The 24,816-nt window shown below is 71.2% G+C and carries 22 protein-coding genes and 1 pseudogene; 14 read left to right on the top strand and 9 right to left on the bottom strand.

What is annotated here, in order from left to right; all coding sequences use genetic code 11:
- Positions 1–30: 30 nt before the first annotated feature.
- On the bottom strand, positions 31–2,766 hold the full coding sequence (locus ACGFIK_RS25190; RefSeq protein ID WP_393341613.1) for a cellulose binding domain-containing protein: 2,736 nt from the start codon (positions 2,764–2,766) through the stop codon (positions 31–33).
- Positions 2,767–3,078: 312 nt separating this feature from the next.
- Between ACGFIK_RS25190 and ACGFIK_RS25185 the strand changes: the two are divergent.
- A pseudogene (locus ACGFIK_RS25185) lies at positions 3,079–3,540 on the top strand (BON domain-containing protein); the annotation flags it as partial.
- 77 nt (positions 3,541–3,617) lie between these two features.
- Positions 3,618–4,163 (top strand): DsbA family protein, encoded by a 546-nt coding sequence (locus ACGFIK_RS25180; RefSeq protein WP_327027017.1) that lies wholly within the window; start codon positions 3,618–3,620, stop codon positions 4,161–4,163.
- Positions 4,164–4,204: 41 nt separating this feature from the next.
- Here the strand turns inward: ACGFIK_RS25180 and ACGFIK_RS25175 are convergent, their stop codons facing one another.
- Entirely contained in the window at positions 4,205–6,991 is a 2,787-nt protein-coding gene (locus ACGFIK_RS25175) for a LuxR C-terminal-related transcriptional regulator (RefSeq protein ID WP_327024622.1), read from the bottom strand.
- Between the two features lie 159 nt (positions 6,992–7,150).
- Between ACGFIK_RS25175 and ACGFIK_RS25170 the strand changes: the two genes are divergently transcribed.
- From ACGFIK_RS25170 to serS, 4 genes are all read left to right on the top strand, one after another.
- Entirely contained in the window at positions 7,151–7,549 is a 399-nt protein-coding gene (locus tag ACGFIK_RS25170; protein ID WP_393341668.1) for a hypothetical protein, read from the top strand.
- Between the two features lie 54 nt (positions 7,550–7,603).
- Complete coding sequence (locus ACGFIK_RS25165; protein ID WP_327024620.1) at positions 7,604–8,782, top strand: saccharopine dehydrogenase NADP-binding domain-containing protein; 1,179 nt, start codon at positions 7,604–7,606, stop codon at positions 8,780–8,782.
- Between the two features lie 34 nt (positions 8,783–8,816).
- A complete protein-coding gene (locus ACGFIK_RS25160) occupies positions 8,817–9,941 on the top strand; it encodes a MerR family transcriptional regulator (RefSeq protein WP_327024619.1) in 1,125 nt (374 codons plus the stop codon).
- A gap of 178 nt (positions 9,942–10,119) precedes the next feature.
- Positions 10,120–11,400: a serine--tRNA ligase gene (gene serS / locus ACGFIK_RS25155; protein ID WP_327024618.1), complete on the top strand. Its 1,281-nt coding sequence runs from the start codon at positions 10,120–10,122 to the stop codon at positions 11,398–11,400.
- Here serS and ACGFIK_RS25150 read toward each other — a convergent pair.
- The 4 genes from ACGFIK_RS25150 to ACGFIK_RS25135 are packed head-to-tail and all read right to left on the bottom strand — an operon-like array spanning position 11,397 to position 15,880.
- Entirely contained in the window at positions 11,397–12,374 is a 978-nt protein-coding gene (locus ACGFIK_RS25150) for a cytochrome c biogenesis CcdA family protein (RefSeq protein WP_393341609.1), read from the bottom strand. The genes serS and ACGFIK_RS25150 overlap by 4 nt on opposite strands.
- Before the next feature lie 37 nt (positions 12,375–12,411).
- Complete coding sequence (locus tag ACGFIK_RS25145; RefSeq protein WP_327024616.1) at positions 12,412–12,681, bottom strand: hypothetical protein; 270 nt, start codon at positions 12,679–12,681, stop codon at positions 12,412–12,414.
- 59 nt (positions 12,682–12,740) lie between these two features.
- Positions 12,741–14,201, bottom strand: a complete 1,461-nt coding sequence (locus ACGFIK_RS25140; RefSeq protein ID WP_327027016.1) for an NADH-ubiquinone oxidoreductase-F iron-sulfur binding region domain-containing protein — start codon at positions 14,199–14,201, stop codon at positions 12,741–12,743.
- Between the two features lie 2 nt (positions 14,202–14,203).
- Positions 14,204–15,880, bottom strand: coding sequence for a hypothetical protein (locus ACGFIK_RS25135; protein ID WP_393341606.1), 1,677 nt, complete (start codon positions 15,878–15,880; stop codon positions 14,204–14,206).
- A 235-nt stretch (positions 15,881–16,115) separates the two neighbouring features.
- Between ACGFIK_RS25135 and ACGFIK_RS25130 the strand changes: the two genes are divergently transcribed.
- A complete protein-coding gene (locus ACGFIK_RS25130) occupies positions 16,116–17,564 on the top strand; it encodes an alpha-amylase family protein (protein WP_327024614.1) in 1,449 nt (482 codons plus the stop codon).
- Between the two features lie 379 nt (positions 17,565–17,943).
- Here the strand turns inward: ACGFIK_RS25130 and ACGFIK_RS25125 are convergent, their stop codons facing one another.
- From ACGFIK_RS25125 to ACGFIK_RS25115, 3 genes are read right to left on the bottom strand one after another with little or no spacing between them, the layout of a single operon-like run.
- Positions 17,944–19,962, bottom strand: coding sequence for a hypothetical protein (locus ACGFIK_RS25125; protein ID WP_393341603.1), 2,019 nt, complete (start codon positions 19,960–19,962; stop codon positions 17,944–17,946).
- Positions 19,959–20,216, bottom strand: a complete 258-nt coding sequence (locus tag ACGFIK_RS25120) for a hypothetical protein (RefSeq protein WP_327024612.1) — start codon at positions 20,214–20,216, stop codon at positions 19,959–19,961. The genes ACGFIK_RS25125 and ACGFIK_RS25120 overlap by 4 nt, the downstream gene beginning before the upstream one ends.
- Positions 20,213–20,572: a DivIVA domain-containing protein gene (locus ACGFIK_RS25115; RefSeq protein ID WP_327027015.1), complete on the bottom strand. Its 360-nt coding sequence runs from the start codon at positions 20,570–20,572 to the stop codon at positions 20,213–20,215. The genes ACGFIK_RS25120 and ACGFIK_RS25115 overlap by 4 nt, the downstream gene beginning before the upstream one ends.
- 422 nt (positions 20,573–20,994) lie before the next feature.
- Between ACGFIK_RS25115 and ACGFIK_RS25110 the strand changes: the two genes are divergently transcribed.
- From ACGFIK_RS25110 to ACGFIK_RS25080, 7 genes are all read left to right on the top strand, one after another.
- Complete coding sequence (locus ACGFIK_RS25110) at positions 20,995–21,873, top strand: helix-turn-helix transcriptional regulator (protein WP_327024611.1); 879 nt, start codon at positions 20,995–20,997, stop codon at positions 21,871–21,873.
- Positions 21,866–22,066 (top strand): DUF397 domain-containing protein, encoded by a 201-nt coding sequence (locus ACGFIK_RS25105; protein WP_327024610.1) that lies wholly within the window; start codon positions 21,866–21,868, stop codon positions 22,064–22,066. The genes ACGFIK_RS25110 and ACGFIK_RS25105 overlap by 8 nt, the downstream gene beginning before the upstream one ends.
- Before the next feature lie 178 nt (positions 22,067–22,244).
- Positions 22,245–22,508 (top strand): hypothetical protein, encoded by a 264-nt coding sequence (locus ACGFIK_RS25100; RefSeq protein WP_327024609.1) that lies wholly within the window; start codon positions 22,245–22,247, stop codon positions 22,506–22,508.
- A 2-nt stretch (positions 22,509–22,510) separates the two neighbouring features.
- Positions 22,511–22,771, top strand: coding sequence for a hypothetical protein (locus ACGFIK_RS25095; RefSeq protein WP_327024608.1), 261 nt, complete (start codon positions 22,511–22,513; stop codon positions 22,769–22,771).
- Positions 22,768–23,445: a hypothetical protein gene (locus ACGFIK_RS25090; RefSeq protein WP_327024607.1), complete on the top strand. Its 678-nt coding sequence runs from the start codon at positions 22,768–22,770 to the stop codon at positions 23,443–23,445. Before ACGFIK_RS25095 ends, ACGFIK_RS25090 begins: the two co-directional genes overlap by 4 nt.
- Complete coding sequence (locus ACGFIK_RS25085; RefSeq protein WP_327024606.1) at positions 23,429–23,851, top strand: hypothetical protein; 423 nt, start codon at positions 23,429–23,431, stop codon at positions 23,849–23,851. Before ACGFIK_RS25090 ends, ACGFIK_RS25085 begins: the two co-directional genes overlap by 17 nt.
- Positions 23,852–23,882: 31 nt before the next feature.
- A complete protein-coding gene (locus ACGFIK_RS25080; RefSeq protein WP_327024605.1) occupies positions 23,883–24,803 on the top strand; it encodes a hypothetical protein in 921 nt (306 codons plus the stop codon).
- Positions 24,804–24,816: the final 13 nt, after the last annotated feature.

Below are 24,816 nucleotides of genomic sequence, written 5' to 3'. Positions count from 1 at the left end.
GGGCCCGCTGCGCTGACCGGGTGTGGACGGTCAGCGAGTGGTGCAGGTGATGGTCGTCGGTGGATCGTTGGCCCCGGAGGTGCCGGCCAGGAAACCGGCCGTGGCGGTGGCGCCGGGGGCCAGCGCGCCGTTGTAACCGGCGTCGCGCAGGGACACGGTCGCCCCGGTCTGGGTGTGGGTGCCACCCCAGACCTGGCTGATCCGCTGCCCACTCGGGAAGGTCCAGCTCAGGGTCCAGCCGCTGATCGGGGCCGGGCCGGCGTTGCGTACCACCAACTCGCCCTGGAAACCCCCCGGCCACTGCCCGACCAGGTGGTAGGTGGCCGAGCAGCCGCCCGTCGGCGGCGGGGTGGTCGGGGACGGGGACGGGCTGGTGGGCGTCGGGGACGGGGACGAACCGCTGGGCGACGGCGTCGGGCTGGTCGGGCCCGGGGAAGGGCTCGTCGGGGTCGGGGTGGGATCACCACCGACCCGGTCCGCGACCAGGATTCCCCGCCCGTTGGTGCCGAGGTAGACCCGCCCGTAGATCCGGGGATCGCCGGTGAGGGCGTCACCGGCGTTGCCGTACTGGTGCTGGTCGTCGTTGATGCGTACCCAGGTGGCGCCGGTGTCGTCGGAGCGGTGCACCCCGTGCTGGCCGTCGACCGTGCCGAACAGGTAGAGGGCCGGGTAGGGCCGCCCGGGGGCCGCCCGACCGAAGCCGATGTTGCCCGCGCTGTCGACGCTGGCCGATCTGGTGAAGGTAGCTCCGGAGTCGGTGGACCGCCACAGCCCACCCTGCCCAGCCAGCCACAGTTCGCCCTCCTTACCGGGCAGGGCCTTGAACCGTACGTTTCCGGTGGTGGGCAGCCCGGTCGCGGCGGACGCGGTGAAGCTGACCCCACCGTTGGTGCTCACATAGAACCGGCCGGCACTGAATCCGTAGAACCTGCTCGGGTTCACCCGGTCGGATTCCACGATGGCGTTGGCCGGGATGCCGGTGGAGGCGGTCCATGAGTTTCCGAAGCCGACCGAGTGGACGACCCGCTGCCCCTCGTCCCCGGGGGCCCAGACGAACCGGCTGCCGTCGGCGGCGGCGGCGACCGTGCCACCCCGGTTGACCCCGGCGGGTTCGCTGCCCTGGAACCAGTTCGCTCCGCCGTCGGTGGAGAAGGCGACATGACTGTCGCCCGGCCGGTCGGCGTCGGTGAAGTCGCCGGCGCGGACCATCACCGAGGGGTTGGCCTCGGCGTAGTCGAGGCTGGTGGTGCTGGTGAAGACCGGCTGGGTGAACATCATCGCCGGTACGGAGTCGAGATCGGTGTGCCGGAAACCGCCGATGTCGCCGAGCGCGCTGACCAGGGGTGCGCCCGAGGGCGGGCTGATCAGGTCGAGCACGGCGGTCTCCTCCAGGCCCTTGACCATCGGCCGGATGGTGATGGTGCCGCCGGTGTCCCACCGGGTCAGGTCGGTGCTGCCGTAGATGGTCGCGCCGGTGCCGTACATGAACCGGTCCGAGTCGTGCGGGTCGATCTCGACGGACTCGTTCATCCAGCCCAGCTTCGGTGTCTCCTCCGGCGGCTGGGGGTTGGCCCCGAAGGTCAGCCACGGCACGGAACTGATGTCCATGGTGTACTTCTTGACCCGCTGGGGGTAGCTGCCCCAGTCCCAGATCCGGCTCCAGGTGGCGCCCCCGTCGGTGCTGCGCCAGAAGATCGCGTCCGGCCACCAGGAGATCTGGGTGGCCACCATCAGGGTGTTCGGGTTCTGCCGGTCGATGGTCAGTCCGCTGTAGCCGAAGTAGGCGTCGGCACTGCTCGACGGCACCGGACTGATCTGGGTCCAGGTGCCGGTGGACCGGGTGAACTTCCAGACGTCACCCTTGCCGCCGTCGTACGGCCCGCCGGTGTCGCTGGTGGCGATGTAGAGGTGGCCGCCGACATGATCGACCACTCCCTTGTGGGCCAGGTATCCGGTGGGCTGCCCCGGGATCCGCTCCCAGGTGCTGCCACCGTTCGTGCTGCGATAGACCGGGTTCTGCTTGTCGGCGACCCCGACGTAGATGGTCTGGGTGAGGTTGCCGGCCGTACCGGTGGACTTGTCGAAGCTGACCCAGGTCAGGCCCTGGTTCTGGGACTGGTAGCCGCTGCTGTCGTTCGGGTCGGCGACATAGTTGCCGACATTGGGGAAGCCGGTCACCTTGGCGAAGGTGGCGCCGTGGTCGGTGCTGCGCCACAGGCCGTTGCCGCCCTCGGCGGCGTAGTAGACGACACTGTTGCGGTTGGGGTCCACGGCCAGCCGCTCCCCCATGCCCCGGCCGGGCATGTTGCCGCCATTCTTGAACGGCAGCTCGAACGCCTGCCAGGTGTCGCCCTTGTCCGTGGAGCGCAGGATCGCGCCGTTGTTCGGGTCCCAGTCGTTGGTGTACATCCCCACCGCGGCGTACACCCGGTTGGTCTGCACCGGGTCGGTGGCCAGGCTGACCACCCCGTTCCAGCCCCAGCGGTCCTCGCCCACCCAGTCCAGCAACGGGATCCAGGATTGGGAGGACTGATCCCACCGGTACGCCCCGCCGATGTCCGTCCGGGCGTAGATCAGGTTCCGCTCGGTGGGGTTGAAGATGATGCCGGGTACGAAGCCGCCGCCGTCGATCCGGACGTTGCGCCAGTCGTACGCCTCCGTGGCGGCCTTTTCGACCGGAGCCGAGGAGGCGGCAAGCGGCAACGCCACCACCGCCGTGACGGCGACCAGGGCGGCCACCACCGCACTGACGAAACTTCTCCGCATCTGGGTTCCTCTCGGGGGCAGACACCCCACACACCCCGTGTCGGGGTCAGGCTGGACGCACAGGGAAAACCCGTCGGAGCTGCCCTGGCTCCGGCACCGGCGCGACGGCTCCCGCACCCGAGGAATGCCTCAGCCTAACCCGTCATCGAGATCAATGGAAGCGCTCCCACGCAGATCTCCTCCCACCCGGGCGAGCCCCCCTCACCCACCCCACCACCAGGCTGACCCACGAACACGGCCCATCCCACCCACCTTGATCGACCCAGGAGGCGGGAGGGGTGCGGCCGGGTCGGTGAGGGGAGGAGTTGAGTGATGGGGAGTGTTTCGGAGGTTCAGCGCAGGGATCAGGAGATTCGAGCTGCGGTGCTCGACGAGTTGGGCTGGGAGCCTCGGGTGCAGCCGCAGGAGATCGAGGTGAGCGTGGTCGAGGGGGTGGTGACCCTGACCGGTCGGGTGGACAGCTACGCCGAGAAGTGGGCGGCGGAACGGGCGGCCCACCGGGTGGCCCAGGTGCGGGCGGTCGCCAACGACGTGGCCGTACGGCTGGTCACCGGGGCGGAGCCCGCCGATCCGGAGATCGCCAGGGCGGTCCAGCACGCCCTGCAGTGGCACGCCTTCGTACCGGTCGAGCAGCTGGATCTGACGGTCTCGCAGGGCTGGGTCACCCTGCACGGCGAGGTCGAATGGGAGTACCAGCGGCGGGCCGCGCAGGAGTCGGTCGAACGGCTCGACGGCGTACGGGGGGTCAGCAATGGCATCAGGGTGCGGCAGGCAGCGCTGCCCTGACCACCCCGGCCGGGTGACCCGCCCTCACCCGGCCGGGTAGCAGCCTGGCAGTCATGACCGATCAGCTGACCACCCCATTGCAGGTCACTGCGCGGCTCCGCACCCCCGTCACGGAACGCGATCACGTCCGAGGGCCGATGGACGCGCCGGTGACCATCGTCGAGTACGGCGACTACCAGTGCCCCTACTGCGGCCAGGCGCACGCCAACCTGCGCGAGCTGCTCCGGCAACGGTCCGACACCGTCCGCCTGGTCTACCGGCACTTCCCCATCGCGAACATGCACCCGTACGCCGAGATGGCCGCCGAGGCGGCCGAGGGCGCCGGGCGACGGGGGCGGTTCTGGGAGCTGCACGACTGGCTCTACGAGCACCAGGAGGAGTTGGACCCGGTGCACCTGATGCTCGGTGTGGAGCAGCTAGGGCTGCCCGTGGCCGAGGTGGAGGCGGAGACCGGACGGCAGGTCGGCGGCGACCGGATCCGGCGCGACTTCGTCGGCGGCATCCGCAGCGGGGTGGAGGCCACCCCCACCCTGTTCGTCAACGGCACCCGGCATGACGGGGACTTCGACCTGGCCACCCTGCTGACCACGGTCGACGCCGCCGGCGACTGACCGGCCGTCCCGCCGCCCGCCCGCGAACCCGCACCGGATCTCTAGATGAGGTGCAGTTCGCGGGCGCGGCGGACAGCGTCGCGGCGGCGGGTGGCGTCGAGTTTGCGGTAGATGTTGCGTACGTGGGTCTTGACGGTGTTCACCGACACCGACAGTTCGGCAGCTATCTCCACATTGGACAGGATGCTCTGCAGGTAGCGCAGGATGGTCAGCTCCCGCTCGGTCAGGGGCTCGTCCAGAGCCGCCGCCACGGAGGTACCCGAGGTGGTCGATTCCGCCGGGGTGTCCACCGCTCGGACCAGGTCGCTGACCATCGGCCAGTGCGCCGTACCGGCGTCCAGGTGAGCGGCCAGCAGGTCCCGCAGGCCCGGCTCGGCCCGCAGGAAGGACCGACGGTGACCGTCGGGGGCGGCCAGGTCGAGGGCCTGTTCCAGAATGCGCCCCGCCCGGCGGTGGTCGCCCTCGGTGGCCGCCAGCACCGCGTCCAGCAGCGCGGCGTCCAGGCGTACCGGCAGGGGCCAGTCGGCTGCCGTCCCGGCCGCCCAGTCCGGCAGCAGCCGGGCGGCGGCGTGCGGGTCACCGGCCCGCAGCTCCACCCGGGCCGCCGCCACCGCCAGCACGGCCGTGGACTCGTCCCGCCCGGGGGTGCTGACCTGCGCCATCGCACCGGCCGCCAGCTCACGGGCGGTGGCCAGGTCACCCCGGGCGGCGTGCAGCTCCAGGTCGGCGGCGAGCAGCCGGGCCGCCAACGGGCCGGTTCGCGGCGACCAGCACTCCCGGGCCGCCACGAGCAGGCGGTGCGCCTGCCCCAGGTCCCCCTCGTCCCGGCTCAGCAGGGACTGGCACCAGGCCGCCACCGCCCCGACCGGGGGGTCGCCGGTGGCCGCCGCGGCCAGGGTGAGGTTCGCCGCCGCCTCCGCCGGCTGGTCCCGGCACAGCGCCACCAACCCCAGGGCCAGGTACGCGTAGCCGCAGTCCAGCGGCGCCGACCAGCCCTGACAGGGGGGCAGGGCGAGGGCGGCACGGGCCATCTCCTCGGCCGCCCGCAGGTTGCCGCGCAGCGCCGCCAGCAGTGCCCCACGGCTGGCACAGACCAGCTCCGGGCGGAGTCGGCCGGCCACCCGGGCCGCCGACAACGCCCCCTCGAACCCCTGCGCCGCCTCGGTCAACTCCCCGGCCTCCAGGGCCAGTCGAGCCAACTCCGCGCCGGCCACCGCCGCCACGTCGGCACTGTCTGCGGTACGCGGCACACCGGCGGCGGGTTCCGGCGCGTCCAGGGCCCTCGGGGAGGCAGTGACGGCGGCACCCGCGTCCTGCGCGCCCGGAACACCCCCCTTGAAGGAACTGGTGGCTAGCAACCGGGTGGCGGCTGTGCGTACGGCTGCGGGGTTGTCGGTCAGCCGGGCCAGGGCGAGGTCTGCGGCGGCGGCCAGCCGGCGGTACCGGGTCCGGCGGGGCTCGGGAAGTCGGCGGGCGGGCTCGGCGGCCAGCCGCAGTCGGGTCTCGGCCGCCTCCCGGTCGCCGTGCAGGGCCCGCTCGACGGCGCAGGCCAGGGCGAGTTCCGGATCCCGGGTCACCGCCTCCGGCGGGGGTGCCGGGGGCGGCGGTCCGGACCGGTCCCCCCGGCCCGCCGGGACTAGTTCCGGCCATCGGGTGACGAACACGTCGACCGCGGTGATCCAGTCCTGCGCGGCCAGGGCGTGCCGCAGGGCCTCGGCCGGTCGACCGTTGTCGGCGTACCAGCCCTGGGCGCTTAGGTGCAGGTCACGCAGTTCCTCGGCAGGCAGTCGAGCCAACTCGCGGTGCAGCAGGTCGGCCAGGAGGGGATGGCAGCGGTACCACGCCGGGCTGCCCCCGTCGTGGTGCAGCAACCCGGCGTCCTCGGCCAGAGCACTCAGCCGCTCCTCGACGGCCGGGTTCCCGGTCAGCGCGCCGGCCAGCCCGACGCAGACGGTGTCCGCCACCGCGGCCCGGCGCAGCAGCTCCCGGTCCTGCGGGGCCAGCCCGGCGAGCACCTCCTCGCGCAGGTAGCCGGCGATCTCCGGCTGGTCGGCCCCGAGCTGGTCGATCCACCGTTGCGGATCCGACTGCTGGCGCAGGGCCAGGGCGGCGATGCGCAGGGCCGCCGGCCAGCCCTCGGTCCGCTGCCGCAGCCGCCGTACCGCCGCCACCGGCACCGCCGCCCCGTGCGCGGTCAGCAGGTCGGCGATCTCGTCGCCGGTGAAGGCCAACTCCTCCCGGCCGATCTCGGTCAACTCACCGGCCAGCCGTAGTCGCTGCACCGCCAGGGGTGGGCCGTGACGCCCGGCCATCACCAGGCGCAGCCGCTGGTCCGTGTGCCGCAGCAGGAACTCCAGCCCGGTCACCGCCGCCGGATCGGTGACCCGGTGCAGGTCGTCCAGGATCAGCACCACCGGCTGTTCCCGGGCGGCCAGGGCGGCGGCCAGCACCTCCAACTCGTCCGGTCCGGGCGGCCGATCAGGGATCGGGGTCGCCGTCGGGTCCGCCTCGATGCTCGAGCGCAGGGCCGCGGCCAGGTAGGCCCAGAGCCGGTCCGCGTCGTCCCCGGCCTCGACGGAGACCCAGGCCGGTCCTGCCCCACCCGCCTGGGTGACCGCCTGCCGCCACGAGGCCAGCACCGTCGTCTTTCCCCAGCCTGCCGGGGCGCGCAGCAGGGTGACCGGTCGGGCCACGGCCTCGTCCAGCAGCCGGGCCAGCCGGGGGCGCAGCACCACCGGTTCGGGCAGGGCGGCCGGGGACAGCCGGGAGGCCAGCACGGGTGGAGCGCCCGGTACGGCGGTCCGGAGGTTTCTGCGGTCCTGCGCCATCCGGTCCCCCACCCCCACGGCCGTGTGTCCCCTCCCCCTGGGGTCCTGCGGCCGGCGGTTACCCGGCCCCGGGCGGTTCACCCCTTCGGGGGGAGCCGGGTTCACCCCGACCACGGTGAGGGTGGAGATCGGCCGACGGAAGGGGTACCGGTGGGACGGGTGGGAACGGGCTTCGCGGTGCTCGGCGTCCTCGGTACGGCCACCCTGCGGGCCCTGCGCACCGCCCTGGGCCGTCGGCTGCGCGGCCGGACCGGTGCGCCCTCCGGAGGGACCCGGTCCTGGCAGGTGATCGCCATCGCCCGGCCGCCCGAGGAGGTGCTGCCGGCCGGGATCTGGCCGGAGCCGCTGCGTCGGCTGGACGGGGCCGTCCAGGTGGAGCTGCGCGGCCCGCCCGACGGGCGACGCACCGAACTGGCCGCCCGGCCGGTGGCCGACCCCACCGGGCTGGGTGCGCATCTGGTCGCAGACGACCCCCGGCTGGCGGTCCGGCACGCATTGTGGCAGGCCAAGCAGCTGGCCGAGACCGGGGAACTGCCGCCGACCGGCCGCGCGGGCTGAGTGCGGACACGGCGGTAGCGAGCGGTTGACCGGGCGGCCTGGCATCATCGCGGGATGACGGCGGAGCGGGCGTACGACATCGTGTTGTTCGGGGCTACCGGCTTCACCGGCGGGCTGACCGCCGAATACCTCGCCCGACACGCCCCACCCGGGCTGCGGTGGGCGATCGCCGGACGCAACCCGGACAAGCTGGCCGCCGTCCGTGACCGGCTGGCCGGGATCGACCCGGCCCTGGCCACCCTGCCCCTGCTCACCGCCGAGGTCACCGACCCGGGGTCGCTGCGGGCGGTGGCGGAGGCCGCCCGGGTGGTGGCCAGCACGGTAGGGCCGTACATCCGGCACGGGGAGCCGCTGGTGGCCGCCTGCGCCGCCGCCGGCACGGACTACCTGGACATCACCGGGGAACCGGAGTTCGTCGACCTGATGTACGTGCGCCACCACGCCGAGGCGGTACGCACCGGCGCCCGCCTGGTGCACGCCTGCGGGTTCGACTCCATCCCCCATGACCTGGGGGTCTGGTTCACCATCAAGCACCTGCCCGCCGAGGTGCCGATCACCGTGGACGGCTACGTACGCGCCGGTGGCCGGGTCTCCGCCGGCACCTACCACTCCGCGTTGACCGCCTTCTCGCGTACCGCCGAGACCGCCCGGGCGGCCCGCGAACGCCGCGCGGTGGAGCCCCGCCCGACCGGCCGCCAGGTGCGGGCCGTGCCCGGCAAGGTGGCCCGCTCCCGCGACCTGCCGGTCTGGGCGGTACCCCTGCCCACCATCGACCCCCAGGTGGTCCGCCGATCCGCCGCGGCCCGCCCGGAGTACGGCCCGGACTTCCGTTACCGACACTTCGCGGCGGTACGGCGACTGCCGACCGTGCTGGCCGCCGGTGCCGGTCTGGGGGCCCTGACCGCCCTGGTGAAACTGCCGCCGACCCGGCGTTGGCTGCTCGGCCGACTCGCCTCCGGGCAGGGACCCAGCCCGGAGCAGCGGGCCAGGTCGTGGTTCCGGGTCCGGTTCGTCGGTCGCGGCGGCGACCGACGGGTGGTCACCGAGGTGGCCGGCGGAGATCCCGGGTACGACGAGACCGCGAAGATGCTCGCCGAGTCGGCCCTCTGCCTGGCCCTGGACGACCTGCCGCCCACCGCCGGGCAGGTCACCCCGGTAACCGCGATGGGCGACGCCCTGCTGCACCGCCTGACCGCCGCCGGCCTGACCTTCGAGGTCCTTTCGGCGGGTTGACCCTCAAGCAGGTCGAGGGGGCACGATCTGAGGGGTGGACAGTGACCTGCGCAGCATCGGCGAGTTGGCTCGGGCCAGCGGACTGACGGTGAGCGCCCTGCGGTTCTACGACGCCGCCGGGGTGCTGGTGCCCGCCCGGGTCGACCCGGTGACCGGCTACCGCCGCTACACCCACGACCAGGTGGCGCCCGCCCGGCTGGTGGCCGGGCTACGCCGGGCCGGCATGCCGGTGGCCGAGATCGCCGAGGCGGTACGCGCCGAACCGGCCGTGGTGCACCGGCTCCTGGACACCCACCTGCGGCGGCTGGAGCAGGGGTTGGCCGACGCTCGTCGGGAGGTGTCCCGGATCCGGTCCCTGCTGCCGGCCGAGCGGCCCGCCACCCTGACCCGGCTGACCCTGACCGGTGCCGCGCTGGTCGCCGCCATGGACGCCGTGCGGTTCGCGGTCGGCACCGACCCGGCGGTGCCGGGGTTGACCGGGGTGCTGTTCGAGGTGACCGGCACCGGCCTGGAACTGGTGGCCACCGACCGGCACCGGTTGGCGGTGGCGACGGCCGAGGCGGTGGTGCAGGGCCCGCCGGTGCGGACCCTGCTGCCCCTGGCGGCGGTGGAGGCCCTGCGCCGCCTGCTGGACACCCCCTCTCCAAATGGCCCGGAGCAGGGTGAGGTCGAGTTGGTCCTGTCCGCCTCGTCGCTGGTAGCCCAGGTGGCCGAGCAGGAACTGCGCGCCACCGCCCTGCCGGAGGAGTTTCCGGACTACCACGTGCTGCTGCCGCGCTCCGATGCCGCCCGGCGGGTTCCGGTCGACGCGGATTGGCTGGTCGCCGCGTTGCGGGCGGGCGGACCGACCCTCCTGCGGGAGTACGCCGGCCGGTCCTGGCCGGTGACCGTGCTCGGCCTGGGTACCCCGGACCGCCTCCGTCTGCTCGGCCCGGAGGACCTGACCGACGGCGGCGACCTGACCGACGGCGGCGACCGGGTCGGCGCGGACGGCACCGAACTGCGGGTCGGCGTCAACGGCGACTACCTGCTCGATGCGCTGGACGCGGCGGGCGGCCGGCACCTGACCCTGGAGCTCGACAGCCCGCTCACCCCGCTGACCATCCGCCGCCCGGACGACCAGGGCGCCTTCTCCATCCTGATGCCGATCCGCCTGTGAACGCTGACGCCTGATCCGCCTCGCGCTCTGATCCGCCGGTGAGCGCTGGACCGGTGGTGTGGGCGGGTGTGCCGGGCCGGTCGGGCCCGGATGGAGGAGGGTCGGGTGCGGGAGGCAGCACGGTCGGTGTCCGGCGGTAGCATCAGCGGGTCCGCCTGACCTGAAGGTACGGAGCAGCATGCTCGACATGGAGTTGATCCGTAAGGATCGCGACGCGGTGGCGACCGCGCTGGCCAAGCGGCTCGATGCCGCCGAGGTCGACCAGGCGCTGGACGAGATCCAGCACCTAGACCGGGAACGCCGCCGGCTGATCACCGAGATCGACGGGGAGCGGCAGCGTCGCAAGGCCGAGGCCCGGGCGTACGCGCAGGCCAAGCGGGCCGGTGTCGAGCCGCAGGTGACCGACGAGGCCGGGCGCAAGCAGGTCGCCGAGTTGGAGGCCGAGCTCGACGAGGTGCAGTCCCGGCTGCGTACCGTGATGAGCGAGCTGCCCAACCTGCCCGCCGACGACGTGATCTCCGGTGGCAAGGAAGCCAACCGGGTGGTCAAGACCTTCGGTTCCCCGCCGGTCATCGAGAAGCTGCGGGACCATGTCGAGTTGAGCCGGATGCTGGGTCTGGTCGACCACGAGCGTGGGGTCAAGCTGGGCGGGTCGGGCTTCTGGATGTACACCGGGCTGGGCGCCCGGCTGGAGTGGGCGCTGATCAACTGGTTGATCGAGCGCAACATCGAGGCCGGGTACGAGTTCCTGCTCCCCCCGCACCTGCTGCTGGACACGGCCGGTTTCGCCGCCGGCCAGTTCCCCAAGTTCTACGACGACGTCTACCACCTGGACAAGCAGTCCGCCCCGCGTGGACAGTTCCTGCTGCCCACCGCGGAGACCGCGATCCTCGGGGCGTACCAGGACGAGATCCTGGACACCGCGAAGCTGCCGCTGCGGGTGTTCGCGTACACCCCCTGCTACCGGCGGGAAGCCGCCGGGTCCCATTCGGACGAGCGGGGTACGGTCCGCGGCCACCAGTTCAACAAGGTGGAGATCTTCCAATTCACCCTGCCCGAGCAGGCCGAGGCCGCGCTGGAGCAGATGGTCACCCACGCGGAGAGCCTGGTCGAAGGGCTGGGGCTGCACTACCAGCGCAGTCTGCTGGCCGCCGGGGACTCCAGCGCTTCGATGCGCAAGACCCTAGACATCGAGGTGTGGATGCCGAGCACCGGCAAGTACAAGGAGGTCTCCTCGGTCTCCTGGGGCGGTGACTACCAGGCCCGCCGGGCGGCCATCCGCTACCGGGAGCCGGGCGGCAAGCAGACCCGCTTCGTCCACACCCTCAACGGTTCCGCCCTGGCCACCAGCCGGCTGTACCCGGCCATCCTGGAGCAGTTCCAGCAGCCCGACGGCTCAGTCCTGGTCCCCGAGGTCCTCCGCGACCGCCTGGGCACCGACCGCCTGACCCCCCGCTAACCCCTCTCCCTCGCCCTCTTCCCCTCGCCCTCTTCCCCTCCCCGCGCCCTCGACCTCTGCGGCGATCTTGCACTTTTGGTCGCTGAAACGTCCGCATCTGCCCCCTTTGTCGGGACAGAAAGTGCAAGATCGCGGGGGTCAGGGGGGCGGCGGGGGTGGGTGAGGAGGGTCAGGAGGGTGAGGGTGGTTAGGAGGAGGGCGAGCAGCAGCGTGGGGCCGGCGGTGTCCAGGGTGGTGGCCAGCCAGCGTTGGACCTGCGCTGCCGCGACGATCACCGGGTCGGTGAGGGCGTCTCGGTGGCCGGCGAACAGGCGGGCCTCGTACCAGCCGTACCAGGCGACATAGCCGCCGGCGAGCAGCAGCACCAGGCCGCTGAGTCGGGGCACCCAGGCGCCGGCGCCACGCAGCCGGGCCACCACCTCCCCACGCAGCAGGGCCACGCCGAGGGCGGCCACCGCCACCACCAGACCCATCCCCAGGGCGTACGCCCCGAAGAGGGCCAGCCCGCGCGGCAGCGTCTCGGCCCGCAGGCTGGTCACCACGATGGCCAGGAACGGGGCGATGGCGCAGCCCAGCGAGGCGACCGCGTACGCCATGCCGAACAGCACCATCGACGGCAGCGAACGGGTCAGTCGGGGTGCCCGGGCCAGGCCCCCCGGGGTGGGTAGTCGTCGGCCGGCGAGCAGCCAGCAGCCGAGCAGCACCAGCAGCAGCCCCAGCCCTACGGTGAACCAGGGCAGCCGGGGGTGCAGCCAGCCGGCGAGGGGGGCCAGGGCCAGGCCGAAGGCACCGAACACGACGACGTACCCGAGGGTCAGCGCGGCGGCGGCGGTGAGCGCCCGTCGTACCGCGCCACCGCTGTCGGGAGCCCCGGCCACCAGCAGCGACAGGTACGCCGGCAGCATCGCGAAGCCGCACGGGTTGACCGCCCCGAGCATCCCCGCGGTCAACGCCAGCAGCAGGGTGGCCTCCATCAGCCGGGTCCCCCACGCCGGTACGACGACCTTGGCATCAGGCGGCCAGGGCGGTGACCCGGCGGGTGAGGTCCTCCCCGTCCAGCCAACCCTTGTGGATCACCCGACCCTCCCGATCGATGATCACGAAGATGCTCTGTTCGGTTACCCCGAAGCGCCGCCAGAGCGCACCCTCCCGGTCATCGAGCTGCGGCACCGGCGCCAACTCGAACTCGCTGACGAAGTCGGTCATCGCCCGGTGTTCGCCCAGCCCGGCCACTCCGACGATCGGCACGGTGTCCCGGAACCCCGGGGCGATCTCGGCCACCGTCCAGGCCTGGCTGGCCGGGCGTCGCCGCCGGCCAGCCAGAGGCTGCCGGGCGGCTTTCAGGCCTTGGTCAGTCGCAGGGCCAGCTCCGGGCAGACCTTGACCGCCTTGGAGGCGCCCTCCCGCAGCCAGGTGGGCACGGGGGTGGGTGGGAAGGCCGGGTACCCGTTCTGGTCCAGCCGGATGAAGTCCGGTACCACGTGGGCGCAGAGGCCGTGACCGTCGCAGCGGGACCAGTCCAGGACCAGCTTCTGCGGGTCCGGGTCGGGGGCACCGGGCAGGCCCATCACGCCCTTGACCCGTCGCCCGCAGCCTTCTCCGGTGGTGTGCTTCTTCAGGTCCTCGGCGAAGACCTCCATCGCGGACAGGGCGAACCGGGAGGTGCCGTCCGGGTGGCTGCACGCGCCGCGTCCCTTGACGTCTCCGGCGGCGGCGCGGACGACCTCCACCGGGGCGCTGCCGGAGACCGCCAGGTCGACCGCGCGGGCCAGGTCCGGCAGCCCGCGCTTGCAGGGGCCGCACTGCCCGGCGGACTCCCCGGCCAGATACCGCACCACCTGGGCGGCCTCGCCCAGTGGGCAGGTGTCGTTGGCCAGCGGGACGATGATGCCGGCGCCGAGGGTGCCGCCGACCGCGGCCAGTCCCTTGCGGGAGACCTCGGCCTTGTTCGCCGCCTCCCAGGTGATCCACTTGCCGTGGTAGCCGCCCATCAGGATGCCGGGCCCCTCGGGCACCTCACAGAGTTCGAGGATCTCCCGCAGGGGGGTGCCGGCGGCGCATTCCACCACCGCGTGGCGTTTGGCCGCGCCGGTGATGCTCAGCAGCACCGTGCCGGGCTCGTCGTCCGTGCCGAGGGCCGCGTACTCGTACGGGCCCAGCCGGGCGGCGATGGCCAACTGGGAGTACGTCTCGGCGTTGGACAGCAGGGTGGGCAGGTTGTTGACGCCGGAGTCACTGGACCGCTTCTTCGTACCGGGCGGGATGTGCGGCAGGCCGTTGATCCCGTTGACCAGGGCACCGCCCTCGCCGCTGATGAAGCGGTGCGGCACGGTGACCACACTGGTCGGCACCGGCATCCGGCGCTCCTCCAGCGCCTCCATCAGGGAGTCCCGGCCGATCAGGTCGTCGGCCACGCAGAGCACGATCTCCTCGGCGTCCAGGGCGAAGGCGGCCAGGGCGGCACCGTCGAGGATCAGGTGCGGTGCCCGGGTGAGGATGACCTTGTCCTTCCAGCTGGCCGGCTCGCCCTCGGTGGCGTTGACCACCACCACCGGGGGCAGGTCCTGGCGCTCGCAGGACTCCAGCACCGCCCGCAGCTTCCGGGCGAACGGGAACCCTGCCCCGCCCTTGCCCTTGAGCTGGATGCCCTCGGCCAGCCGCAGCAGGGCCGACGGCTCCATCGGGCTGATCGGGCCGTGCACCATGTCGTGCGCCCGCAGGTCCAGGCGGCCGAACTCGGCGAACCCGGCGGTGAGCCGTGGCTCGCCGATACAGGCGACCGGTGGCACGGTGGTGCGCATCGTCACTTGGCCTCCCCTCGCAGGCCGGCCCAGTAGGCCCCGTCTACCGAGTCCGGGTCGGCCCGGCGGCGACGCCGGCTGTCTCCGGCGGCCCGCTTAGCCCGCCGGGCGGCCAGGTCTACCAGGGTCGGGGTGTCGTCCTCGGCGACCTCCTCCGGGGCGTACCGCGCCGGGGGCCGCCAGTAGTCGGTCTCCGCCTCGGGCCCCTCGTCGTCGGCGCTGTGCCGCCCACCCCCGCTGCGCGGCGCCGCCGAGATCGGCGACCCGGAGATCGGTGAACCGGAGATCGGCGCGGTGGACTCCCAGCGGCGTGGGCTGTCCCAGGGCTCCTCCGGCTCCTCGACGGTCCGCTCGGGGGGTGCCGAGTAGCGGGTACCGGCCTCCACCTCGGAGCGCGAGCGCCGCGACCGGCCGTACCCCTCCTCGTCGCGGTAGCGCCGACCGCCCGGCTCCCGGTCGACCTCCGGCTCCAGGTCCTCGTCGCGGCGGCGGGTCGAGCGGCGGGCCACCGGTTCGTAGTCCTCCTCCCGCCGGGCGGAGCGTCGGCGGCTGGACTCCTCGTCCCGTCGGGACCTACGCGGCGCCGGTTCCAGGTCGTCGTCACGCCGGACTCGGCGCGGGGCCGGCTCCAGGTCCTCCTCCTCGCGCCAGGAGGTACGCCGGGCGGCCGGCTCGAACTCCTCCTCGCGGCGCTCTCGGCCGGGGCGGACCGGTTCGCGCAGGGTGCCCGGCTGCGGGACCACCGGCACGGTGAACCGCTCCGGGTTGTTGCGCCGGATGGTGGGGCTGGCCCAGGTACCGGAGGTGCTCTCCGCCCAACTCGTGTCGCGGCGGGTCCGCTCCCCCTCACCGGCCCGCTTGGTCAGGCTGCCGAGCAGGGTCTTCGGCCGGGTCTCGTCGCTGCCCTTGCCGGTCATCGCCTCGTTCAGGGCGGCGGCCTGGTGTCGCTCCCGGCTGCGCCGCTGAAGGGTCACCGAGAGGCGGACCAGCAGGGCCATCACGACCAGCACCACGCAGAGTCCGTAGCTCAGGCTGACCCAGGTGGCCGGCGGGCGGCCGGCCCCGAGGCCGTGGAAGATGCCGAACGGCCAGGACAGGTACGCCAGGGAGTGCAGGGCCCTCCACACCCACTTGGGACCGATGTCGGCGAACCGGGCCCGGATGATCCCGGTCCACAGCACGCTCACCATGAGCAGCGCGGCGATGGTACCGAGCCCGACGTAGAGGCCCCGCCCACCGACGAAGGGCACGGCCGCGTCCGTCATCCCGGCCCGGCCGGTGGTGATCTTGGTGATGACGTGGAAGCCCAGGCCGGCCACCCCGAGGATGCCGGTGGCCCGGTGCGCGGACTGCAACAGGACCCGGTGCCGGATGAGCAGCACCAGCCGGTCGGTGGAGAGCAGACCCATCATCACCGTGAGGCTCAGCGCGACGAGGGCGATCACCCCGGCGAAGAACTCCGTGAAGAAGAACCCCATCGCGTACGCCTTCTGGCCCGCGCCGGTGAGCATGACCAGCGCCCACAGCGCGGCGAGCCCGGACGCGGACAGCGCCAGGATCTGGCCGCGGGAGGCCACCTGGACCCCTCTACTGCTGCTGCTGGTACGGACGGCAGGCGGCGTCTCGTTCTGCATAGCCCGGGCCATGTGCTCCTCGATCGTCTCGCGGCGGCGTACCACCGGCCGACCCTGTTCCCCACTCCAGTACGCAGTCGGATGCCGGACGGATCAGCCCGCGCCGAAAAAATCTCCACGACTTGTCGAACCACCCCCACGCCTGGCGCGTGTAGACCCCACTCAGACACTGACGCAGGTCCATACGTTGACAGCCCGTGAAATCAACTTGTAATCTTGCTGAAATCTTTCAGCATCGATGCAAGATGCCGGCAACCGCCCACTCCCCCAGGAGCTTCCGATGCACCGACGTCGACTCCGTACGGCGATCGTGGCCCTCGGCGCGATCGCCACCCTGCTCACCCCCACCGTCGTGACGGCACCCCCGGCCGTCGCCGCCCCGAGCGGCGGCAAGAAGGTCATCGCCAACCTGTTCGAGTGGAACTGGCCCTCGGTGGCCGCCGAGTGCACCAGCACCCTCGGCCCGAAGGGCTACGGCTACGTCCAGGTCTCACCCCCGCAGGAGCACGTCCGCGGCAACCAGTGGTGGGTGGCGTACCAGCCGGTCAGCTACCGGATCGAGTCCCGCAAGGGCACCCGCGACCAGTTCCGGTCCATGGTCGCGACCTGCCAGTCGGCCGGCGTCAAGGTGATCGTCGACGCCGTCGTCAACCACATGTCCGGCCAGTCAGGCGGCGGCACCGGCTGGGCCGGGTCGTCGTACCAGCACCACGTCTACCCCGGCATCTACCAGGCGCAGGACTTCCACTACTGCGGTCGCAACGGCAACAACGACATCGTCAACTACAACGACCGGTACGAGGTGCAGAACTGCGAGCTGGTCAACCTGGCCGACCTGAAGACCGGCTCGGACTACGTCCGCTCGCGACTGGCCGCGTACCTCAACGACCTGCTCTCCCTCGGAGTGGACGGCTTCCGGCTGGACGCCAGCAAGCACATGCCCGCCGCCGACATCGCCAACATCCTCAGTCGACTGAACCGCCGCCCGTACATCGTGCAGGAGGTCATCTACGGTGCCGGCGAGCCCATCCGGCCCGAGGAGTACACCGGCAACGGCGACGTGCACGAGTTCCGCTACGGCAAGGACCTGGCCCGGGTCTTCCGATCCGAGCGGTTGGCCTACCTGCACAACTTCGGTGCGGGCTGGGGCCACCTGCCCAGCGGGGTCTCCTCGGTCTTCATCGACAACCACGACACCCAACGCGACGACGGTGGGGTGCTCACCTACCGCGACCGGGGCATCTACGCGCTGGCCAACGCCTTCATGCTGGCCTGGCCGTACGGCTCGCCGACGGTGATGTCCAGCTACACCTACAGCAGCCGCGACGCGGGCCCGCCCTCGGACAGCAACAACAAGACCCGCAACACGGTCTGCTACTCCGGCTGGGAGTGCGAGCACCGCTGGCCGGTCATCGCGAACATGGTCGGCTTCCGCAACGCCACCGAGGGCACCGGGGTCAGCAACTGGTACGACAACGGCTACCAGCACATCGCCTTCAGCCGTACCGGCAAGGGCTTCATCACCATCAACGACGAGGACTTCGCCATCAACGGCCGCTCCTACTACACCGGCCTGCCCGCCGGCCGCTACTGCGACATCATCCACGGCACCTTCTCGGGCGGCACCTGCTCCGGCCCGGTCATCACGGTCGACGCCAACGGCTGGTTCACCGCCAACGTCCCCGCCCACGACGCCCTAGCCATCCACCTCTCCGCCCGCCTCTCCTGACCTCACCCCCCTCCTCCCCCTCCTCGCTTCGCTTCCGTGATCAAGGAGTTGCGTCGGGAACCAGCTCGATCCCGACGCAACTTCTTGAGCAGCTCTGCTCGGAGAGGGGCAGCAGGTGGGTGTGGGGGTGGGGGGGTGGATGGCAAGCTGGCGTGGCTGCCACCCGGCGGTTTCGAGACGGTCGAGCTGCGGAACCAGATCATCGTCGAGCGGCTGGTACCACGACGGGGAACTGGGTCGGAAAACCACGAACGGCTGCATCCGGCTGACCCGCTCCGGGCAGCGGCTGCTGCTGAAGGAGGTACCCCCGGGCACCCCGGTGGTGGTCGTCAACCGGCTACCCACCCCACCCCCGACCGCCTGTGGCAGGCTCCCGGGCTCACAGCCGCAGAGCGAAAACGGCGTCGTCGAGGGTGGCGGCCCGGGCGAGTGGCTGGAGGGTGTCCTCCCCGGTCAGCCAGAGCCGACAGCCTGTTCGGTCGAACGCCGCCACCACCGGCTGCCCGGCGTAGTGCCAGCCGACGCGGCGCAGCAACTCGGTCGGGTCCGGCAGCGGCGGCGAGGGCGCGGCCTGTGGTGCGGGCACCGGCTGGTCGGGGTCCCGGGGCACGCTGGCGACCAGGTGGCAGTCGAGATACTCGACGCAGCGCGCCACTGCCGCCTCGACGCTGGCGCAGAACGGAAACTCGGCCCCGACTGGCGCATCGCGGGCGATGAGCCGCACATCCCACCGCTCCCCCTGGATCTTGCGCGGGTCACCGGCGTCGAGCCGATGGTCGCAGTAGGTCAGCACGGCGGCGAGGTCTAGAGCGTGGGCGAGGCGCAGCAGGTCGGTCAGCGGTGGCGCGTCCGGCACGGCGGCCAGCACGAACAGTCGCGCCCCGGGCAGCCCGGCGGCGAGTTGCTCGACGTGCTGCCGCACCGGGTCGACGCCGGGCTCATGAACGGTCACGATCCCGTCGAGCAGATCATGATCGACGGGCCAGTCCGTGTCGAGCCGGGTCAGGTCGGCCGGGCGCACCCCGAAGCTGCTGGCGTAGCGGGCCAGCCGCCGGTGCGCGCCGAGCTGGTGCACCGGTTTGCCGTTGGGCTGGTGGGCGACCACCGGGGCGGGTTCGCTTCCGTCGGGCCGCCAGGTCTCGTGGCTGACCTGACGCAGGTCGGTCACGGTCACCGATACGGCCGCCGGAATTCGGCCGCTGTCCCGGCAGGTCGAGCAGCAGCCCACCGAGGGGGCCAGACCGGCACCCGAGCAGTCGGGGCAGTCCGGGTCGGGTGCGGACGTGCCGAGTCGGCAGTTGCAGCGACGCAACCGGCTGCCGGGCCGACAGTCCGGGCAGGGCCGATGCGCTATCGGCTCACCCCACCAGGCCGGGTCGGGCGGTTCGCCGGCCCGCCGCAGGGTCTCCACGACATGCCGGACGATCTGCCCGGTCTCCCGCTCGTGCAGGCTCTCGACGCTGCCGGTCGGTAGCAGCGCGGTGTGCCACCAGCGGCCGTCCCGCCAGATCGCCTGAGCGCCGGGCGCGTCGCCGACCAGCTCCGCGAGCACGGCCCGGCCGAACCGGTCAAGATCCATGATCGGGGGTACGCCGACCGGCGGCACCGCCCGCACCGAGTACAGCGGCGCGCGCCGCCCTCGCTCGTCCAACCCGCACATGGCCGCCCGGAAATCCGTGTCGGCGATCGCCGAGGGCAGGTCCCGAGCACGCCCGTGCGAATCGAGCGGCACCGGACTGCCCGGCAGCTCGTACCGCAGCTCCCAGCCAACCCCGTCGTAGCTGCGGCGGCGAGCCTCCACCACCAGGTCAAGATGGAGCAGGTCGGCCAGCCCGCAGAGCCGGGACAGCTCGACCGCCGGATCGGGCGGCGACGGTGTGGCGCTGCCCCGGCCGACGAAGATCCACCACGGGTCGTGATCGTGCCGGGCGAGGGCCTCGGCCTCCAACGCCCACCGCTGCCGCTCGGGCAGTTCGGGACGCCACTGCGGCGGCAACCAGAACAGCGTGTCGTCCAGATCCCGCCGTCCCCACCGTGGGCGCAGCCCGCGTACCCCGACAGTGGCGCAGAGCCCACCGACCAGCTCCCCCGCCCGACGGGCCCGCTCCCGACCGGTCGGTGGGTCGAGCCGACCGGGCACCAGCCGCCGCGACGCCGCCGCCCCGGTGTCCAGGTTGACCACGGTCACCACCAGCTCCGCCCGCCGCCGCCCACCACGCCCGCACCGATGACACGGCTCGGCCACACTGCCGTCACCGCCACAGAGCCGACAGTCGGCGTACGCCTCGTCGCGGTATTCGCCGCCGTCCACGATCAGCCGGTCACCACCCCAGGTGCACTGGCAGCGCCGCACCCGAAAACCCAGCCCGCCGCAGTCGTCGCAGTCCACGGTGCTCACGACCGACCGCCCAGCCGTCGCGCGCAGTCACCGTCGTGGTCGGCCCGCAGCAGGCACCTACCGCCGCCGGGCAACAGCAGGTCACAGAAGACCCGATGGCGTACGCCCTGGTCGTCCTCGGCCGAGACGGTGGTCTCCCCCGGGTCGGCCTGCGGCAGCACCCGCGCCCATCGGGCCAGCACCCGCGCCAGTCGCTGCGCCGCCAGCAGATCGCCCGCCTGAACCGGCAGATGCACCACGTACCGCCCGGTCACCGCCACGCTCCCTGGTTCGCGGGCTGCTGCCCCGTCTGGCGGTACACCGGCCGGTGGTTCGCGCCGCCCTGCCGGGCTTTACCCCACTCGGCCTGCCACTGCCGCAACGCCTCCCGGACCCGGGCCGCCTCCCGGTGCGACTGGGCCACCTGCGCGTACGCGGCCTCCAGGTCGTCCGCCACCCGGTCGAGGAACTCGACCACCTCCGCCGGGTCGTAGCCACGCCGACTCAACCGGAACCGCCGATCCCGCACCTGCCACGGCCGAAAGCTCGCCGCCCGGTAACAGGTGCCGACACTCTCGCCCCGCTGCTCGTCGGACCGACTGGTGCTGTTGGTGCGCTCTGCCGTCCGCATGGGGTGCGCTGCGGTGTGCCGGGCGTCGTACCGCTCGGCTCGTCGCCGGAAAGGGTTGCGCATGACAGACCTCGCTCTCGTCAGCGTGGGCGATGAAGACGGCGGGCCCATCGGCCCGCCGCGCACCGACGGACCCGCCACGCACCTGCCACCGCAGCCCTCATCGCAGTACGGCACCAGGGCAGACACGGCCCCTGACCAGCACTTCCACAGTGGCCGCAGGAGAGAGTGAAGCACCGCGAGACTTCAATTGCAATGTTGCAATAGCATCCCGCCATTAGCGATCTTGCTGTAGAAATTTACTGTTCGTGACGTGTCTATTGATTCTGAGACACACGGCAGCTTCAATTGGACACCAGGACGTCGCACCATCCGAACCAGCAGAGGACGGACAGTTGTCACAGTCAGTAGCGGGATCGACGATGCTAAGGCGTCAGATCGGACGCAAGTTCGAATCACTGCGCAAGGCAGCGGGGCTCACGATGGAGCAGGCTGCTGAGCGGTTGGATCGAGCACGGGCCACGTTGCATCGGATCGAAAACGGTGCCGAACACGTCCGCTTCCGCCAGGCTGACGTACAACAGATGCTCGACCTGTACGGCGCCTCCGATGGCGACCGGGAACTACTGCTTGCGCTGACGGCGGCGACGCGTGAGAACAAAAACTGGTGGCACGACTACATCGGCGCCGGCCTGCCACGCTGGTTCCAGCTCTACGTGGGTCTCGAAGCGGCAGCTTCCAGCATCCGCCAGTACGAAGCCGAACTGGTACCTGGCCTGCTGCAGACCCGCGCCTATGCCGAGCAGGTCTTCAAGATGCCGGGCGGTGCGATTGACGCCGCCGACCAGCAAGAGCAGCAGCGCGCTATCCAGCTCCGCGCCGAGCGGCAGACCCTCCTCACGCGCTTCTCCCCACCGCAACTCAGCGTGATAATCAACGAGGCCGTGTTACGCCGCCCGGTGGGCAACGCGGCGATCATGGCTGATCAACTTCACCAGATCGCAAAGGCTGCCGAGCTACCGAACGTGACCGTCCAAGTTCTAGCTTTTTCTGCAGGGCTGCACGCGGGCGCGATGACCGGAGCCTTCTCGCTCCTGGAGTTTCCCCGGGACAATCATGGCCGGGAGGTTGAGCCGCCCGTGGCGTATCTCGATGCCGCGACCGGGGCGATCTACCTCGACAAGCCTCACGAGACGGCTGCCTACAACACGATCTGGGCCGACATGGCGAGCCGCACCCTGAACGAGTCAAGATCTTTGAGTCTGATTCAGCAAGTCGCTAAGGAGTACTCCCGTGTCTGACCTGCTCGGTGCCGTGTGGCGCAAGTCCAGCCGCAGCAATAACGGCGGCAACTGTGTCGAGGTCGCGGACAACCTACCCGGTGCTGTCGGGCTGCGAGACAGCAAGGATCCTGACGGTCCCGTCCTCGCCTTCAATCCGGCGGCGTGGACCGCCTTCGTGACGGGTGTGCAGCGGGACATGTTCGGCAACTGACATCGACGAATCGAGGGCGTCGCCCAGCCGCTGGGCGTCGCCCCTCGCCATTGCTCAGGCCCAGAGTTGGCCCTTGCGGGGCTGCGAACGCTGCTGGACGTCGGATAGTGTTCGTCCGGCCACGGATCGGTGAACATCGTGGTTTGTCGACGGCTACCGCAGCTCCGGAAGGAACAGCATGGCCAGTATCGAGCAGGTGAAGGCCGCGCTCGCCCAGGCAGCCGAGCAGAGCAACGCCACCACGAACCAGATCCGGGCGGCCATCGACGGCACCGAGCAGGTGCTCGCCCGGCTGCGTTCGGTCGCCGCCGGCACCGGTCACCCGGCGATCGGCGAGGCCATCGCCCGCGCCGAGCAGAGCAAGCAGCGGTTGATTGAAGCGGCGACGACGCTTCAGGGCAGTACCCAGGCCGCCCGGCAGTACATCAGCGTCCTGGGCTGACCGTGAGCATCGGCGATGTCAAGGCGGTGTTCGGAGAAGGTGAGCATTCCCTCGACCAGGCCACTACAACGGTCGAGGGCATCGGAACCGTTCTCGAGGATGTGATCCGCCTTGTGGTGGCCACTCTCGATGGCAGCCATCACGAGAAGGCTCAGGCAGCCCGCGGAGCGTTGTTGGCCGCGCAGCGCGAGGTCGATCTGACCCTGCGGACCATCAAGAGGGCGAAAGCCCATGCATCATCGTTTGTCACCGGACTCGGATGAGCGGCCTCATCGCCCAGGTCGTCGCCCAGCTCAACTCCGCCATAAAGGATCTAGACGCTCTCGCCATCCAGGCCATCCGTACACAGGCAGACATCGAGCAGGCGACAAGCCGCTTCGTTTCCGGCGGTAAGGGCAGCAGCCATCCGAGGGTTCAGGCAGCCATCAAGGACAGCCAGACGTCAGCAGCGAAGGCTGGCCGACTCGGACGGTTGAGCAGCGTCGCCGCCGATCACCTCGCCGACTACGTCAACGCGATTGCGCCGGGCTCGGCGACTCCCCGGAGTGCGGCCGAGGGGGCATCTCCCACCGGCGAAGACCTGCTCGCAGACAGTGAGAAGCGAGAACTGGCGCGCAAGAACGTCGGGACGTTCCTCAAGCGCGCGGTCCGCAACGCGGACGAGTTACAAGATCAGGCAGCCAGCGCGACCCGGGCCGTGCAGCAGACAGTCAAGGTGGTGCGAAATCCAAGCGGCGCGGCTGGCTCACATTCCACTGGCACGGCGACCCCAAGTGCACCCGACCCGACAGTACGGCCAAAGATAGACGCACCGGATGCTGCCGGAAACCTCGTCGTCGTCGGCCTACTGGCTGGCGTGGCAGTCCACCGGATCACAGCAATCGTCAAGAAGAACATTCCGAGGATAAGGAGGCGTGGCCGTGACGAAACTGGGTGAGTTGATCCAGGCAATGGCGCGGGGCGACTGGGAGACAACCGACGCCCTCATCGCTGATCTTGACCGCGCCAACTGGGCGGGGGGCCTCCAGGTGATCGGTGCCGCCTTCGCCATCGCCGTCAACCGACGCTTCGGAGCAGACGCCACACCTGCCGACATCGCTCAGTTCGTGGCCACAGCTCGGGCCAGCTATGAGGAGGGCGACAGCATTCCCGCACTTGAGACCGAAGGGCTGATCCGCGCGGCCCTCGGCGAGCCAGAACTTGCCGACAACATAGCTCCGGACGTGGCGCTCGGTGCAGAACTGTTCGTCCTTACCCGACTCCTGCAGGAAGCCAGCCTGACGCCGGAGCAACTTGACGCCTTCGTCGCCGAAGCGGAACAGACCGCTGCGGAGTACATGTAAGTCCCGAGCCTCTAGTGCCAGGATCAAGGTCATGATGCGGTTGATCGCCGACAACGCATGGGATGGCTTGGAACGGTATGTGCAGCAGGCGACCCGTAAGCGCGTCGCCATCGCATACATCGGTCCAGCAGCCAGGGACCTGCTCAACCTGCAACCCGACGACATGATCATCATCAACGGATCGGACGCGACGCTCAGGGCTGGCCTGGTCGATCCGACCGTGATCGGCGACTGGCTCGCCAACGGTGTAGAAGTTCGTTCCCTTCCGAATCTGCACGCGAAGGTGATGCACCTGAAGGGCAGGACAACGCGGATCGTTGTCGGCTCGGCCAACGCATCGGCGCACTCTCGCGACTCCCTGTTGGAAGCGACCATAGTCACCGACGACGCAGGGCTGTGTGACCAGGTCGCTGAGCAGCTGGACGTATGGCAGGCCCGGAGCGAGGAGATCGATCAGGCGTGGCTGAAGCGCGCACGAAGCATCTACCGCCCTCCGGTCTCGGTGCCAGCGCCTCGCCGCCCCAAGCAGCCACCACGCCTTTGGCTGGGCATGGCCGTTGCTGAGACAGCTGCCCTGCCGCCCCAGGCCATAGCCGTGGTCGAACGTCTTGACCAGCGCCACGGACAGGGCAGTGTCTTCCCGTGGCGGATGAACCCGGGCGACGACAAACTTGTTCACCCAGGCGACGAGGTTGTGCTGGTCGACGTCGGTCCGGTCGAGCGGAAGCCCCGCAAGAACTCTCGGGTCTGGCCTCCCGCCACGGTGGCGCGAGTGGTGAGCGATAGGCGCGCCCCTGTGGCCGTCCTTGTCTGGCACCAACATCCTGACGGCATGGGGTCGCGTACCTTCGCTGAGGTCGAGGAGACGGTCTGTCCCGCACCGGGTTTGATGGAGACATCGAAATCTGGGAGGAACATCAGCGATGCCCGCACCGAAGAAGTACAACGATGAGCTGCGTGAGCGT

Source organism: Micromonospora sp. NPDC048871, assembly GCF_043198155.1.
Lineage (GTDB): Bacteria > Actinomycetota > Actinomycetes > Mycobacteriales > Micromonosporaceae > Micromonospora.
The sequence above is the reverse complement of the archived record's forward strand: the minus strand, read 5'-3'. Positions and strand labels throughout refer to the sequence as shown.